This is a genomic window from Herbaspirillum lusitanum (assembly GCF_046025995.1).
Lineage (GTDB): Bacteria > Pseudomonadota > Gammaproteobacteria > Burkholderiales > Burkholderiaceae_D > Herbaspirillum > Herbaspirillum lusitanum_A.
On sequence record NZ_JAQQFM010000011.1, the window covers coordinates 157,885 to 172,855 of the forward strand.

Here is a 14,971-nt window from a genome sequence, read left to right on the forward strand (position 1 = left end):
GGCGAAGCTTGAGGCTTCGCCGCCGTTTTTTGTCATGCCACTGCCCAGGCTAATCGGCCAGAATCGCTACCGCCTGCTTGCCGTAAGCCACCAGATAACCGCCGTGGCCGCGCTGCCAGTTGCGTGCGCTCGCCATGTCGGCAAACCAGTTGGTCTGGAAGTCGCGGAACATGCCTAGCTCCAGACGATAGCGGTCCAGCAGCGCGGAATCACGTGCATCGATTTCACGGGCGCACACTTCCCAGGCCGGGTAGTCCAGCTCGCGCGCCAGCATGTGCAGCACATGCTTGAGCTGCAGGCTGGCGCGCAGCGGGAACAATTCGGCCACACTGATTTCCGGCGTGATGCGCATGGCAACCATGCGCCTGAGCACCGGCAAGGCCGCACTGCTTTGGCTGGAGCGCACCTGACGCAGCAGACGACGGGCGTAGCGTCGCAGAAAATCGCCGTGGGCGAGTCCCGGTGCGAAACTGCTGTCGATATTGGGGCTGGAGGGAAAACGGGTAGACCACATAACGTTCCTTTCATGCGCCGTTCTCGCTGCGGCATCAAGGTTAAACGTCAGGGTAATGTTGAAGTGAAGACTTCGTGAAGGCTTCGGACTGACGGCAGGTGCATCGGCTTTCGCGAGAGCGGGCGCCCTGCCGCGCCCGTCGCGAATTCTAAACGCATGCGCTGCATTTTGCCAAGCAAGCTGCGGCATCCGCACGACATGCTGCATGAATGACAACTGAGTCGCCTCAAGAATCCCCCATTGGCTTGCGGCCGGCTTTCGGGCATCATCGGCCGGCTGCAGCATTTATACCCATAACACCAATAAACGGAGAACCGCCTTGACCTTGCTCGCCACTGCTCTGCTGATTCTGATGGCCCTCGAACATGTCTGGATTCTGGTGCTGGAAATGTTCCTGTGGACCAAACCGCTAGGCCTCAAGACTTTCCGTCAGTCGCGCGAAGCCGCCGAAGCTTCGCGCGTGCTGGCCGCCAATCAGGGCTTGTACAACGGGTTTCTGGCGGCCGGCCTGGCCTGGGGCGCGCTGTCCGGCGAACGGCCGGTTCAGTTGTTCTTCGTGGTCTGCGTGCTGATCGCCGGCATCTACGGCGGTCTCACCGCCAAGAAATCGATATTGGTGATTCAGGGCCTGCCGGCGCTGATTACCTTGCTGGTGCTGCTGAGCCTGGGATAAATCTGTTCTGACACGCACAGCGCTGGCGGCGAATCAATCGCTGGCGCTGCTCAGCAGCTCGTTTTCCTGGCGCAGCAAGCGGATATCGCCATACCAGGCTTCGACCTTTTCGCCGGTGTTGTCGGTGTCGCTCAGCACGCCCACCGCCAGCAGGCGGCCCGGTTTTTCGCCGAAGGCCTTTTCGTAATCAAGCGCAATATTGCGCTTGTACTCCATCCATTTTCCGACATTTGCGCCGCCGCTTTCGGCCACGATCATCTGAATCCGGCCGGTGCGTGTATTGGCGATCACGGTGCCGACCGGCGCCTGGTTTTCCCACACATACATCAGGGTGGCATACGGCAGTTCATAGCCAGTCAGCAACTTGGCGGTATCGAACAGAATGGTGTCCATCAGCGACAGCTTGTCGTGATCGCCGTCGAAAGCCAACACGATGCGCACCGGCGAATCTTCGGTCTCGCGGCGCGTGTTGTCGGCGCCGGCGATCAGCGAAGATGTCTTCCAGCGCCAGCTCAGCCAGGGCTTTTTGGCGACGTCGATATTCACTTCATGGCGCAAACCCGAGGAAGCCTGATCGGCATACGCGCGCAGCACGACCTTGCCGGCATCCTCGACCAACCGGTATTCAGTCGGCTTCTTCTTGCGCGTCAGCGCCAGCGGCGCCCATTGCGCCGGTAAGCCGCCGGCCGCGTTGGTCGAGAACAAGGCCAGCGCCTGATCCAGTCTGGCCTGTTTCGCCTGATTTTCCGCCTTGACGGCCAGCGCCGCGGTCGGCGCCTGCCCGGCGCATCCAGTCAACGCCAGCGCACAAAAAACCAGCAGGCCGGCAAAACCGGACGGAGTTGAAGCATGAGCAAAGCGCATGAATTGCGCAGCAGGACGAAATTTCATGAAGTGCGGGCTGGGCCGAGCGAAGTGGAAATGAAACCGGAGTATGCATCAGAGCACGCCCGGCAACCCTCAATAGCCCGGAACAAGACAGGAAAACGACGGCAAATCAATTCTGCTGGCGCAGGATCTGGATGAACATCTTGGCGATGGACGACAGCGTGGAGTTCTTGCGGGTCACGATGCCGTAGTGCTCGATACGGGTCTTCAGCGCCACCGGCAAGATGCCCAGCATTTGCTTGGCGGCGAAGAAATGCGCGATGTCCAGCGGCATCACGGCCACCATGTCGGATTGCGCCAGCAACGTCACGGTAACAAAGGGCGAGGCGGTTTCGATCACATTACCCGGCACCTTCATGCCTTCCAGCTTGAACTCATGCTCGATCCAGATGCGCATGGGCATGTTGCTGGAATACAGGATCCATGAAGCTGTACTGAGCTCAGGCAAACGCACCTTTTGCGCAGTCGCCAGCGGATGATCGATGCCGCAGACGATGCACATCGGCTCGCCGCGCAGCATTTCATAGTTGTATAGATTGGGCTGCGAGCTGACCGAGGAACGACCGATCATCAGATCGATGCGGCCCTGATCGAGCAACAGCAACTGGCGCGCGCTGGTGTCTTCGGTGATTTCGACCGAGACTTCCGGCTGCATCTCGCGCAGCCGCGTCAGCGCCCGCGTGACCAGCGGCGCCGCGCCCATGATGGCGCCGATGGACAAACGCCCGCCCTGGCCATTGAGCATGCCTTGCAGCTCGTCGCGCAGATTGCCGATGTCGTTCTGGATCAGACGCGCATAACGGATCACGCAGCGGCCCAGTTCGGTCGCTTCGATGCCGCGCGGCGAGCGGTCGAACAGCGTCACGCCCAGCGCATCTTCCATTTCATGCAGGGCCTTGGTGGCGGCCGGCTGCGTCATGTGCATCACTTCGGCGGCCTTATGCAGCGAGCCCTGCTCATCCAATGCGGTCAGCAAAGCCACCTGGCGAAAGCGCAGCCGGCTGACAATGGAGCCCACCGACGGCAGCTCGGTGCCCGCATTTTTGAGTTGGTTATCACCCGATGAATTAAGGTCATTAGACATCGCTTGGGAAGCCTCTTATATTCGGTTCTGCAAAAACCACAATGCTAACGCATCTATTTTCGGAGCTCTGCTCACAGAGCCCGGAAGATGTGAAATAAAGCAGGAGACTTTTGCGAAATGGATCTGAGTATCTGGCAATGCAGCATTTTCATGAGGCCGCCATCGCCGCTCTGATATTTCGCTCACGCCCGCGCGGCCTCGTTTCGATTGCGCGTCATGTGCACCGCAACAGCGACGCATTCAGAAAGGGCCATCAGATTCATTTCGCAACAGCTCACATAAAACGCCTCGGGCAAGAACTCGAACGCTGGAAGACGGAGACAAAGTGAGACTGATTCAATTCACAGATCGTGAAGGCGCGCGCAAGGTCGCTATTGTAAATGGCGCGCAGGCCGAAGTGCTGGAGCAAGTGTCGCGCATGCGCGAACTGGCCTTGCTGGCGATCCGCTCGGGCAATTCGCTGGAGCGCCAGGCGCAGCTGCTGAACGGCAAACAACGCGAAGACTACGCCGCCATCCTGAAAGAACAACGCATTCTGGCGCCGCTGGATCATGAGGATCCTGCGCACTGCCTGGTGGCCGGCGCCGGCCTGACACATCTGAGCGCCGCGTCGACACGCGACAAGATGCATCAGAAACTGGAAAACGGCGAGAGCGCGCGCACCGACACCATGCATCTGTTCCAGTGGGGTCTGGACCGCGGCCGGCCGGGTCCGGGCCAGGTCGGCGTGCAGTCGGAATGGTTCTACAAGGGCGACGGCGACTGCGTGGTGGCGCCGGGGCAAGCTTTTCCCTCCCCCGATTTCGCCGAAGACGGCGGCGAGGAACCTGAGCTGGCAGGTCTGTACGTGATCGCCGACGACGGCGTGCCGCATCGGCTCGGCTTCGCGCTCGGCAACGAATTTTCCGACCATGTCATGGAGCGCAAGAATTACCTGTATCAGGCGCATTCCAAATTGCGCCCTTGCTCTTTCGGCCCGGAACTGCTGATCGGCCCGCTGCCCTCGCATCTGGTCGGCATGAGCCGCATCCGGCGCGAAGGCCGGGTGATCTGGGAACAGGAATTTCTGTCCGGCCAGGACAATATGTCGCACCAGATCGAGAATCTCGAATACCACCACTTCAAGTACGACCGCTTCTTGCGCCCGGGCGATGTGCACGTGTATTTCCTCGGCGCGGCCAACTTGTCGTTCGCCTACAGCGTGCGCACCCGCGTCGGCGACAGCTTTGAAATCAGCGTGCCGGAATTCGGCGAGCCGCTGGTCAACGGCATCAGCGCGGCGCAGTCGCGCGTGGGCATAGGCGGCGTGAAAATGCTTTGAAGAATATCTGCAGCGGCGGCAACAGACCGGCACGCAGAATGCAAGGAAACAGCAACAAACGCAACAGCAGCAAAAACCAGGGCGACATCCACCGACGTGCATCCATGCCGTCGCCGCCGATTAAAAAAGCCACCAGGCAACAAGCCCGAAAAGAGGCCTTGCACCGGCAGCCGGATCCTTTCCAGCCGCCGCATGCAATCCTGAAGCAGCAGCCTTCAGGCAACACGAAAGGAGACGCAACACATGCAAGACCATTTATTCACCTCAACACTCTTCTGCAACTTCAGCCATCCATGGCTGAATGCCGGGCATGACCGGCGCACCGGCAACGCTGGCGCGAACGTCGGTTTCCGGGCCGGCGCACGCCCCTCCCGCATTCACGCGCAGCCGTTTCACTGAGCCGGAGCCTTCATGAATTACACATTTGATTTCATGAGTGTGTTCGCCAATTGGGATCGCCTGCTGGTCGGCGCCTGGTTGACGGTACAACTCTCGGCACTCTCCATCGTGCTCGGCTTCGTGGTCGGCACGCTGTGCGCCATCGGCTACAAGAGCAATAACATGTTCCTGCATGCAGTAATCAAGATCTACGTCGAGGTGATCCGCAACACGCCGCTGCTGGTGCAGGTGTTTCTGGTGTTCTTCGGCCTCGCCAGCATCGGCTGGAAGCTGACCGCAGAAATGGCGGCGGTGATCGCACTGACCGTCAACGTCGGCGCCTACACCACCGAAATCATGCGCGCCGGCATCAACTCCATCCATCCGGGCCAGATCGAAGCCGCCGAATGCCTGGGCATGTCCAAGCTGCACGTGTACTGGCACGTGGTGCTGCTGCCGGCGGTGGAACGGGTTTATCCCTCGCTGACCAGCCAGTTCATTCTGCTGATGCTGGCCTCCTCGATCACCTCGCAGATCTCGGCGGAAGAACTGACCGCCACCGCCAATCTGGTGCAGTCGGAAACCTTCCGCAGCTTCGAGGTGTATGCAGTGATCGCGGTCGCCTATCTGGCGCTGTCCTTCCTGTTCCGCGGCGCGTTCTGGCTGATCAGCAAGGCGGCGTTTGTGCGCAAGCGCAAGCTCGGCACCAATCTGTAAGGAGACAGCGTGAGTTCATTCAGTTTTTTACATTTCGAGTATCTGCTGCAGGCAGCGCTCTGGACCATCACCCTGTCGCTGGTGGCCTTTGTGTTCGGCGGCGTGGCCGGCATCATCATCGCGCTTTGGCGCGTGTCGCCCAACAAGATCCTGAGCGGCATCGCCAGCTGGTACATCCAGATCGTGCAAGGGATTCCGCTGCTGGTGATTCTGTTCGTGGCTTATTTCGGCCTGGCGATTGCCGGCTTCAAGCTGTCGCCGCTGGTGGCCGCCGGCATTTCGTTCGCAATCTATTGCGCGGCCTTCCTCGGTGAAATCTGGCGCGGTTGCATTCAGGCGGTGCCGAAGACGCAGTGGGAAGCGTCGGAATGCCTGGGCTTCAATCGTTTCGAACAATTGACCAAGGTGATCCTGCCGCAGGCGGTCAAGATCGCGACGCCGCCGACCGTCGGCTTCATGGTGCAGATCGTGAAGAACACTTCGCTGGCATCGGTCATCGGCTTCGTCGACCTGTCGCGCGCCGGCCAGATCATCAACAACTCGACCTTCCAGCCGTTCACCGTGTTCGGCTGCGTCGCGCTCATCTATTTTTGCATCTGCTATCCGCTGTCGGCGCTGAGCAAGCACTTTGAAAGGAAATTGAATGTCAGCAATCGTTAAGATCAAGGATCTGCACAAGAGCTTCGGCACTAACAAGGTGCTCAACGGCGTCTCGCTCGACGTGCAGCAAGGCCAGATGGTCGCCATCATCGGCCGCAGCGGTTCCGGCAAGAGCACCTTGCTGCGCTGCCTCAACGGCCTGGAAAAAGTGGATGCCGGCAACATCAATGTCTGCGGCCATGACATCCATCATCCCGACAAGCTCAACCTGCGCGAGCTGCGCAAGCAGGTCGGCATCGTGTTCCAGAGCTACAACCTGTTTCCGCATCTGACGGTGGAACGCAACATCACGCTGGCGCTGACGACCATCAAGAAGTTGTCGTCCGACGAAGCCAGGAAGATCGCTCAGAACGTGCTGCAACTGGTCGGCCTGGAAAACAAGAAGGAAGCCTATCCGGAACAGCTTTCAGGCGGTCAGCAGCAGCGCGTGGCGATTGCCCGCTCGCTGGCGATGTCGCCGGAACTGATGCTGTTCGACGAAGTGACCTCGGCGCTTGATCCGGAGCTGACCTCGGAAGTGCTGAAGGTGATGGAAGATCTGGCCAAGCAAGGCATGACCATGGTGCTGGTGACGCATGAGATGGCGTTTGCCCGCAAGCTGGCCGACGTGCTGGTGTTCATGCATCAGGGCAAGGTATGGGAAGTCGGCCCGCCGGATGAATTGTTCAGCAATCCCAAGACCGCCGAGCTGGCCAAGTTCGTCAGCAGCGAACTGTAATTTCAAGCCACAATTGCAACCTTAAAAAGAAGCGCCGCTGCTGCAGGCCGCATGTTTGCAGCAGGCGACAACCAAGTTCAACTCAGCAACACTCATTGACCTCAGGAGACAACATGAACCAATTTTTGAACATCACCAAAAAAGCCGCTGCCGTGGTGCTCGGTCTGGCCTGCTTCGCGCAAGTCGCGCATGCAGATGCGCTGGCCGACATCAAGGCCCGCAAAAAAGTGCTGGTGGCGATCGACCTCGGCGCGCCGCCGTTCGGCATGACCAGCGCCAAGCTGGAACCGCAAGGCTCGGACGTGGAAACCGCGCGTGCACTGGCCAAGGATCTGGGCGTTGAACTGGAAATCGTGCAAGTCACCGGCCCCAACCGCATCCCGTTCCTGATGACCGGCAAGGCCGACATGGTGATCGCATCGTTCAGCATCACGCCGGAACGCGCCAAGGTGGTGACCTTCACCAACCCCTACGGCGCTTCGCAATTCGTGGTTGCTGCGGCCAAGGGCGAAAACATCAAAAGCCTGAACGATCTGGTCGGCAAGCGCGTGGCGGTGGTGCGCGGCAACATGCAGGATTCTCTGCTGACGCCGCTGGCGCCCAAGGGCGCCACCATCGTTCGCTTTGACGACGACGCCACCGTGACTGCCGCCATCGTGTCGGGCCAGGTCGATGCCTTCTGCACACCGAATTCGCTGGCGGCCGCCGTATCGAAGCAAAATCCGGCCAAGGGTATCGAAACCAAGTTCGTGATCAAGGACATCCCTTACGCGATCGGCATCCGCCAGAACGAACCTGAACTGCAAAAATGGCTGAACGGCTGGATTGCCACCAACCTGAAGAACGGCCGTCTGGCCAACATCTATCAGCAATGGGTCGGCAGCCCGATGCCGGATCTGGCGCAGTTTGCTCCCAAGTAATTTCGCTTCACTGCAGCAATGCAGAAGCAGCCCGGCCGCTGTGGCGTCGATGCAGTTTTCATGCAGCTTGCACACGATCTTCAGATTCGCACTATGCTTGACGTGCAATCTGCCGATCATGAAAACAGTAAAGCCACAGAGCACGGCGCGGCCGGGACGCATCACTTATCACTTGCCACATCACTCGCAGCACCTTTGATCGTTATCCAACGTTCTTACCGAGATCATCATGAAACCTATTTCTCCCATCATTCGATTGAATCCTGTCGATGATGTCGTCATTGCGCGCCGGCAGCTGATTTCCGGCACCGTGCTGGAAGAGGAAGGCGGCCTCAAGGTCGTCGGCCTGATTCCTGCCGGCCACAAGATGGCGACCCGCGCCATTGCAGCCGGCGAGCCGGTGAAGCGCTATGGCCAGATCATCGGCACCGCCAGCCAAGCCATTGAGCCAGGTCAGCACGTGCATACGCACAATCTGGCGATGGCAGAATTTTCGCGCGCGCATACCTTCGGCGCCGACTTCAAACCGGTCGATTACGTCGAATCGCCGGCCACCTTCATGGGCATCGTGCGCCCGGACGGCCGCGTGGCGACCCGCAATTACATCGGCGTGCTGACCTCGGTGAACTGCTCGGCCACTGCCGCACGCGCCATTGCCGATTACTTCCGCCGCGACATCCATCCGGAAGCGCTGGCCGACTTCCCCAACGTCGACGGCATCGTCGCGCTGACGCACGGCCTCGGCTGCGCGGTGGACTCGCTGGGCGAGCCGCTGCAGATGCTGCGCCGCACGCTGGCCGGCTACGCCAAGCACCCCAACTTTGCGGCGGTGCTGGTGGTCGGTCTGGGTTGCGAGACCAATCAGATTTCCGGCCTGATGGAAGCGCACGATCTGAAGGAAGGCGAATACTTCCACACCTTTACCATTCAAAGCACCGGCGGCACCGCCAAGACCGTGGCGCTGGGCATTGAAAAGATCAAGAAGATGCTGCCTGCGGCGAATGCCGTAGTACGCGAACCGGTACCCGCCAAGCATCTGACACTGGGCCTGCAATGCGGCGGCTCGGACGGTTACTCGGGCATTACCGCCAACCCTGCACTCGGTGCGGCGGTCGATATGCTGGTGCGCCATGGCGGCACTGCGATCCTGTCCGAAACGCCGGAAATCTATGGCGCGGAACACTTGCTGACGCGGCGCGCCGTGTCGCCGGAAGTCGGCGAGAAGCTGCTGGCGCGCATCGCCTGGTGGGAAGAGTATTGCGCCAAGAACGATGCCGAGATGAACAACAATCCTTCCGCCGGCAACAAGGCGGGCGGACTGACCACGATTCTCGAAAAGTCGCTCGGCGCAGTGGCCAAGGGCGGCACCACCAATCTGGTGGACGTCTACAAATATGCCGAGACGGTCACGGCCAAGGGCTTCGTGTTCATGGATACCCCGGGCTACGATCCGATCTCCGCTACCGGGCAGGTGGCCGGCGGCGCCAACATGATCTGCTTCACCACCGGCCGCGGTTCGGCCTATGGCTGCGCACCCTCGCCTTCGCTCAAGCTGGCGACCAACACTGCGCTGTGGCAGCGTCAGGAAGAAGACATGGACATCAACTGCGGGGAAATCGCCGACGGTCTGGCAACGCCGCAAGAGATAGGCGCGCGCTTCTTCCAGATGATTCTGGACACGGCATCCGGCAAGAAGACCAAGAGTGAGCTGCACGGTTACGGCCAGGATGAGTTTGTCCCCTGGCATATCGGCGTCTACACCTGATCGCTGTTTTGTCTGAACACTGCCGTTAGCGTCTGCGATGCTAGCGGCAGTTTTTCCTTGCAATGGCGAAGTTCATGCGCTTGCCGACTCGCATCACCGGCAATCGTTTTTTGCCTGACACGCTGCCGATCTGCCGCACCACAAAGCGCGCCATCCGGATTTTCATTACGATAGCGAAGCCCTTCCTGATCCGGCGGCAGGCGTTTTGTGAATTGTCTGCTGCATGCAGTCCCGCCCCACAATAATGGAGTAAGAATATGGCACAAGCTTTCACGATTCAGACACATCTGCCTGAAGACCATGCCCAGGCGACTTTGGTCGGTCGCATCTGGCAGCCGAACATCGGACCGGTGCTGGTCAGGGTCGATGCCGATGGCGTCTACGATCTGAGCAACATCGCCGCCACATCCAGCCAGTTGCTGGAGCTGGACGATCCGGCTGCCGCCGTGCGCAAGGCCGAGGCGCCGCGTCTGGCCAGCCTGGCCGATCTGCTGGCCAATGCCGACGCCGCCGGGCGCGACACTACCAAGCCCTGGCTGCTGGCGCCTATCGATCTGCAAGCGGTAAAAGCCAGCGGCGTGACCTTCGTCGCCAGCATGCTGGAGCGCGTGATCGAAGAGCAGGCGCGCGGCGATGCGGGCAAGGCCGAGCAGGTGCGCAAGGCGATCACCGCCGTCATCGGCGACAACCTGTCGAGCGTGGTGCCGGGCTCGCCGGAGGCCGCCAAGCTGAAGGACGTGCTGCTGGCGCAAGGCGTGTGGTCGCAATATCTGGAAGTCGGCATCGGTCCCGATGCGGAAATCTTTACCAAGGCGCAGCCGCTGTCATCAGTCGGCCTGGGCGACGAAGTCGGCATTCATCCTAAATCGGTGTGGAACAATCCCGAGCCGGAAATCGTGCTGGCCGTGAACAGCCGCGGCAAAGTGGTCGGCGCCACGCTCGGCAACGATGTCAACCTGCGCGACTTCGAAGGCCGCAGCGCGCTGCTGCTGGGCAAGGCCAAGGACAACAACGCCTCGTCCGCAGTCGGTCCTTTTATTCGTCTGTTCGACGCAAACTTTTCAATTGACGATGTACGGCGCGCCGAACTTACAATGCGGGTGGACGGTACCGAAGGCTTCACGCTCAAGGGCAGCAGTTCGATGTCGATGATCAGCCGCGACCCGCTGAATCTGGTGGAACACGCCATCGGCCCGAATCACCAGTACCCCGACGGTCTGGTGCTGTTCCTCGGCACCATGTTCGCGCCGACCCAGGATCGCTTCGGCCCGGGCCAGGGCTTCACCCACCAGGCCGCCGACATCGTGACGATCTCGACGCCGAAACTGGGCGCGCTGGTCAACACGGTGAACTTCAGCGACAAGGTGGCGCCATGGACTTTCGGCCTGACCGCGCTGTTCAAGAATCTGGCAAAACGACAACTCATCTAAAGGAATTCTCATGGCATCTGCAACTGGCCGCCTCGCCGGCAAAACCGTTCTGATCACCGCTGCGGCGCAGGGCATCGGCCGCGCGTCGGTCGAGCTGTTCGCCAAGGAAGGCGCTCGCGTGATCGCCACCGATATCAGCAAACAGCATCTGGATGAACTCAAGGGTGTGGAAACCCATATCCTCGACGTCACCGATGACGCTGCGATCAAGAAGCTGGTGGCTGAAATCGGCACCATCGATGTGCTGTTCAACTGCGCGGGCTACGTCGCCGCCGGCAATATTCTGGAATGCGACGACAAGTCCTGGGACTTTTCCTTCAACCTGAACGCCAAGGCCATGTTCCACACCATCCGCGCGGTGCTGCCGGGCATGCTGGCGAAGAAGTCCGGCTCCATCGTCAACATCGCTTCGGCAGCATCAAGCGTCAAGGGCGTGGCCAACCGTTTCGCCTACGGCGCCAGCAAGGCGGCGGTGGTCGGCCTGACCAAGTCAGTCGCGGCGGACTTCGTGGCGCAAGGCGTACGCTGCAATGCGATCTGCCCGGGCACCATCGAGTCGCCTTCGCTGAACCAGCGTATCTCGACGCAAGCCAAGGAATCCGGCAAGAGCGAAGCCGAAGTGCGCGCAGCCTTCGTCGCACGTCAGCCCATGGGCCGCGTCGGCAAGGCGGAAGAAGTAGCCGCACTGGCGCTGTATCTGGCGTCGGATGAATCGAACTTCACCACCGGCTCCATCCACATGATCGACGGCGGCTGGTCGAACTGATCGGTCTGATCTTACCAGGCGGAGGCGGCATCGGTGATGCGGCCTCCAAAGAACGGCATGCGTAGTTGAGCATGCCGTTTTGCTTTTCGATTGTGCGCAGTTGTTCGATGACGATGCCAAGGGCCGCCATCCGTGAGCAACTTGTCAAACTCGTTCATCGGCGCATAATGGCATTTCTTCAAGTCAAGCATTTGCCGCCATGTCCGATTCCACTCCCCTCACACAAGTTACCGCCGCCCTCGATCAAGCCATGTTGCTGGGTGAATCGCCTTTGTGGCATGCCGAAGAAGCGGCGCTGTACTGGATCGATATTCCCGGCAAGGCGGTGCATCGCCTGCACCCGGCCAGCCAGCAGCATCAGTCATGGAATATGCCGCAAGAACCGGGCGCCATCGTACGCCACGCGCAAGGCGGCCTGGTAGTCGCATTGCGGACCGGCATGGCACATCTGAATACCCAAAACGGCGCGCTGACGCCGATGCTGGAAGCACCTTACGACATCAGCCGCATTCGCTTCAACGACGGCCGTTGCGATGCCTCGGGCCGCTTCTGGTGCGGCACCATTTACGAGCCGCGCGACCGTGAGTCGGGCACGCTGTATTGCTTCGAGCGCAATGCCTTGCGCGACGCCCATCACGCTGTGACGACCTCCAACGGCGTCGCGTTCAGTCCGGATCAGCGTCGCATGTATCACTCCAATACGCCGGCCCATCGCATCAATCTCTACGACTACGATCTGGCGACGGGCGGGACCAGCAATTGCCGCCTGTTCAAACAATTCGATGCTGACAAGAGCGCGCCTGATTATGGTGGCCGCCCCGACGGCGCGGCAGTCGACAGCGAAGGCGCTTATTGGTGCGCGATGTTCGAAGGCGGCCGCGTGTTGCGTCTGTCGCCTGAGGGTGAAATCCTGCGTGAGATCAAACTGCCGGCGAAGTGCCCGACCATGGTCGCATTCGGCGGCGACGATTTGCGTACGCTGTTCATCACCACGGGCCGCAACGGCCGCAGCGAGGATGAGCTGGCGCGCTTTCCGCTGTCCGGTTGTGTACTGTCGGTACAGGTGGATGTGGCTGGGCGGCATGAATATGCCTATCGCCCTTGATGCTTAATTGATCCGGTCCAAGTCCGGCAAAGCAAAAGCAGAAGTACCCAAAACATAAGAATCAGCACATCAGGAGATAGCGCATGAGCCGTTTCATACTTGCGCTCGATCAGGGGACCACCAGCTCACGCGCGATCCTGTTCGACCGCAATGGCCGCATCGCCGGCATCGAGCAAAAGGAATTTCCCCAGCATTATCCGCAGTCAGGCTGGGTCGAACACGATGCCAACGACATCTGGCAATCGCAGCTTGAGGTGGCTCAGACGCTCTTGCGCAAGCAGTCGATCACGGCCGGCGACATCGCCGCCGTCGGCATCACCAACCAGCGCGAAACCACCGTCGTCTGGGACCGAAAAACCGGCGAACCGATCTGCCCTGCCATCGTCTGGCAAGACCGCCGCACTGCCGCGTTATGCGACCGCCTGCGCGCCGAGGGCAAGGAAGACATCTTCCGCCGCAAGACCGGGCTGGTATTGGATGCCTATTTTTCCGGCACCAAACTGAACTGGATTCTGACCAACATTCCGGATGCGCGCACACGAGCCGAACGCGGCGAACTGGCGTTCGGCACCGTCGACTCATGGTTGATCTTCAAACTCAGCGGCGCGCATGTGACCGACAGCAGCAATGCTTCGCGCAGTTTGCTGTTCGACATTCATGCAGGCACATGGGATGCGGAATTGCTGGCGCTGCTCGACATCCCCGCCGCGCTGCTGCCGGAGGTGGTGTGCAGCAGCGGCATCGCAGCCCAATGCGACGCCGGCTGGTTTGGCGCAGCGTTGCCGATTGCAGGTATCGCCGGCGACCAGCAGGCGGCGACTTTCGGACAGGCTTGCCTGCAGCAGGGCATGGTCAAGAATACTTATGGCACCGGCTGCTTCATGCTGATGCAAACCGGCGAGCAAGCCTTTGTCTCTGACAATAAATTGCTGACCACCATAGGCTGGAGCATGCAGCGGCAGGATGAAAGGCATACCTGCTACATGCTGGAGGGCAGCATCTTTGTTGCCGGCGCCGTGGTGCAATGGCTGCGCGACGGACTCGGCATCATTCAGCACTCCAATGAAATCGAAGCGCTTGCGGCACAAGCCAAAGACAACGGCGGCGTCTATTTCGTCCCGGCGTTTACCGGACTTGGCACTCCTTATTGGGATCCTTACGCACGCGGCAGCATTCACGGTTTGACGCGCGGCGCCAGCAAGGCGCATCTGGCGCGGGCCGCATTGGAAAGCATCGCGTATCAGACCGCCGACGTGTTGAGCGCAATGCAGAAGGATGCGTCCATACCGCTCAAGGAATTGCGGGTCGATGGCGGCGCATCGCGTAATGATCTGTTGATGCAATTCCAGGCGGATATGCTGGGCGTGCCGGTGGTGCGTCCGCAAGTGACTGAAACCACCGCGCTTGGCGCGGCCTATCTGGCGGGGCTGGCGGTCGGGTTCTGGGAGTCGGAGCAGGAGATTGTCGCTTTGTGGCAAACCGATCGCCGCTTTGAACCGGGTAGGAGCGATGAACAGCGCAAGGAGTTGCTGACGAAGTGGCATAAGGCAGTCAGCCGCTCCCAACGCTGGTTAATCGATGAAGATTAATTTTGTCCCAAATGAATGTTCTGCAGTCATATGCAACTTCATATGAACTCAGAAGATCAGAGAATGCACTTTGATGCAGAATGCGGGAATACGGCGAGGTAAATCATTTTCGTAAATTTACGGATCGCATATGCAATTTCATCGAATGTGAGAGAATACTCGCCAAGTCATGATAGGCAAGTGTCATGCAGAAATTCAGTAACTCAAAGACAGACCAAGAAATCCATTTCACGAATCGAAAGCGAACTATGACTAAATTGAAGAGCCTGGCGGCAAAACTGGTATTGGCAGGCGTTGGCGTTTTGGCGTTTCAGACTTCCAGCTACGCGGTTGACGGCATGTCGCTGGAATACGGCACCGGCAACAACACCCAAATGGCGCGCGTTGCGGCGCAATGGGATTGGGGCAAGAACTGGCAATGGTGGCAATCCAACGGCACGCAC

General features: G+C 59.9%; 15 protein-coding genes and 1 pseudogene. 13 read left to right on the forward strand and 3 right to left on the reverse strand.

Going from position 1 to position 14,971, the window contains the following annotated elements; genetic code table 11:
- Positions 1-49: 49 nt before the first annotated feature.
- The gene (locus tag PQR62_RS22365) at positions 50-514 is read right to left on the reverse strand and encodes a hypothetical protein (protein WP_408160254.1); all 465 of its coding nucleotides are present in this window, start codon (positions 512-514) and stop codon (positions 50-52) included.
- Positions 515-833: 319 nt separating this feature from the next.
- Here PQR62_RS22365 and PQR62_RS22370 point away from each other — a divergent pair, with 319 nt between their 5' ends.
- Positions 834-1,187, forward strand: a complete 354-nt coding sequence (locus PQR62_RS22370) for a DUF1304 domain-containing protein (RefSeq protein ID WP_408160255.1) — start codon at positions 834-836, stop codon at positions 1,185-1,187.
- 33 nt (positions 1,188-1,220) lie between these two features.
- Here the strand turns inward: PQR62_RS22370 and PQR62_RS22375 are convergent, their stop codons facing one another.
- Entirely contained in the window at positions 1,221-2,078 is an 858-nt protein-coding gene (locus tag PQR62_RS22375) for a DUF3047 domain-containing protein (RefSeq protein WP_408160256.1), read from the reverse strand.
- A gap of 106 nt (positions 2,079-2,184) precedes the next feature.
- Positions 2,185-3,159, reverse strand: coding sequence for a LysR family transcriptional regulator (locus PQR62_RS22380; RefSeq protein ID WP_408160257.1), 975 nt, complete (start codon positions 3,157-3,159; stop codon positions 2,185-2,187).
- Between the two features lie 325 nt (positions 3,160-3,484).
- On the opposite strand from PQR62_RS22380, the gene araD1 reads away from it, so the two are divergent.
- The 12 genes and pseudogenes from araD1 to PQR62_RS22440 form a co-directional block, all read left to right on the forward strand.
- Entirely contained in the window at positions 3,485-4,480 is a 996-nt protein-coding gene (araD1, locus tag PQR62_RS22385) for an AraD1 family protein (protein WP_408160258.1), read from the forward strand.
- A gap of 38 nt (positions 4,481-4,518) precedes the next feature.
- Positions 4,519-4,794: a hypothetical protein gene (locus tag PQR62_RS22390; protein WP_408160259.1), complete on the forward strand. Its 276-nt coding sequence runs from the start codon at positions 4,519-4,521 to the stop codon at positions 4,792-4,794.
- Between the two features lie 97 nt (positions 4,795-4,891).
- On the forward strand, positions 4,892-5,575 hold the full coding sequence (locus PQR62_RS22395; protein WP_408160260.1) for an amino acid ABC transporter permease: 684 nt from the start codon (positions 4,892-4,894) through the stop codon (positions 5,573-5,575).
- A 9-nt stretch (positions 5,576-5,584) separates the two neighbouring features.
- On the forward strand, positions 5,585-6,235 hold the full coding sequence (locus PQR62_RS22400) for an amino acid ABC transporter permease (protein ID WP_408160261.1): 651 nt from the start codon (positions 5,585-5,587) through the stop codon (positions 6,233-6,235).
- Positions 6,219-6,953: an amino acid ABC transporter ATP-binding protein gene (locus PQR62_RS22405; protein WP_408160262.1), complete on the forward strand. Its 735-nt coding sequence runs from the start codon at positions 6,219-6,221 to the stop codon at positions 6,951-6,953. The genes PQR62_RS22400 and PQR62_RS22405 overlap by 17 nt, the downstream gene beginning before the upstream one ends.
- Before the next feature lie 113 nt (positions 6,954-7,066).
- Complete coding sequence (locus tag PQR62_RS22410; RefSeq protein WP_408160263.1) at positions 7,067-7,873, forward strand: transporter substrate-binding domain-containing protein; 807 nt, start codon at positions 7,067-7,069, stop codon at positions 7,871-7,873.
- Between the two features lie 229 nt (positions 7,874-8,102).
- The gene (locus tag PQR62_RS22415; protein ID WP_408160264.1) at positions 8,103-9,638 is read left to right on the forward strand and encodes a UxaA family hydrolase; all 1,536 of its coding nucleotides are present in this window, start codon (positions 8,103-8,105) and stop codon (positions 9,636-9,638) included.
- 257 nt (positions 9,639-9,895) lie between these two features.
- Positions 9,896-11,068 carry a fumarylacetoacetate hydrolase family protein gene (locus PQR62_RS22420; RefSeq protein WP_408160265.1) on the forward strand — a complete coding sequence of 391 codons (1,173 nt, stop codon included), beginning with the start codon at positions 9,896-9,898 and terminating at the stop codon, positions 11,066-11,068.
- A gap of 10 nt (positions 11,069-11,078) precedes the next feature.
- Positions 11,079-11,834, forward strand: a complete 756-nt coding sequence (locus PQR62_RS22425) for an SDR family oxidoreductase (protein ID WP_408160266.1) — start codon at positions 11,079-11,081, stop codon at positions 11,832-11,834.
- Positions 11,835-12,033: 199 nt separating this feature from the next.
- Positions 12,034-12,939: an SMP-30/gluconolactonase/LRE family protein gene (locus PQR62_RS22430; protein WP_408160267.1), complete on the forward strand. Its 906-nt coding sequence runs from the start codon at positions 12,034-12,036 to the stop codon at positions 12,937-12,939.
- Between the two features lie 83 nt (positions 12,940-13,022).
- The gene (glpK, locus tag PQR62_RS22435; RefSeq protein WP_408160268.1) at positions 13,023-14,528 is read left to right on the forward strand and encodes a glycerol kinase GlpK; all 1,506 of its coding nucleotides are present in this window, start codon (positions 13,023-13,025) and stop codon (positions 14,526-14,528) included.
- 248 nt (positions 14,529-14,776) lie between these two features.
- Positions 14,777-14,971: pseudogene (locus tag PQR62_RS22440) on the forward strand (acyloxyacyl hydrolase); the annotation flags it as partial.

Coding starts and splice junctions, on each gene's coding strand:
- PQR62_RS22365 (WP_408160254.1), bottom strand. CDS start 514: ATGTGGTCTACCCGTTTTCCCTCCAGCCCCAATATCGACAGCAGTTTC.
- PQR62_RS22375 (WP_408160256.1), bottom strand. CDS start 2,078: ATGAAATTTCGTCCTGCTGCGCAATTCATGCGCTTTGCTCATGCTTCA.
- PQR62_RS22380 (WP_408160257.1), bottom strand. CDS start 3,159: ATGTCTAATGACCTTAATTCATCGGGTGATAACCAACTCAAAAATGCG.
- PQR62_RS22390 (WP_408160259.1), top strand. CDS start 4,519: ATGCAAGGAAACAGCAACAAACGCAACAGCAGCAAAAACCAGGGCGAC.
- PQR62_RS22395 (WP_408160260.1), top strand. CDS start 4,892: ATGAATTACACATTTGATTTCATGAGTGTGTTCGCCAATTGGGATCGC.
- PQR62_RS22405 (WP_408160262.1), top strand. CDS start 6,219: ATGTCAGCAATCGTTAAGATCAAGGATCTGCACAAGAGCTTCGGCACT.
- PQR62_RS22410 (WP_408160263.1), top strand. CDS start 7,067: ATGAACCAATTTTTGAACATCACCAAAAAAGCCGCTGCCGTGGTGCTC.
- PQR62_RS22415 (WP_408160264.1), top strand. CDS start 8,103: ATGAAACCTATTTCTCCCATCATTCGATTGAATCCTGTCGATGATGTC.
- PQR62_RS22420 (WP_408160265.1), top strand. CDS start 9,896: ATGGCACAAGCTTTCACGATTCAGACACATCTGCCTGAAGACCATGCC.
- PQR62_RS22425 (WP_408160266.1), top strand. CDS start 11,079: ATGGCATCTGCAACTGGCCGCCTCGCCGGCAAAACCGTTCTGATCACC.
- PQR62_RS22430 (WP_408160267.1), top strand. CDS start 12,034: ATGTCCGATTCCACTCCCCTCACACAAGTTACCGCCGCCCTCGATCAA.
- glpK (WP_408160268.1), top strand. CDS start 13,023: ATGAGCCGTTTCATACTTGCGCTCGATCAGGGGACCACCAGCTCACGC.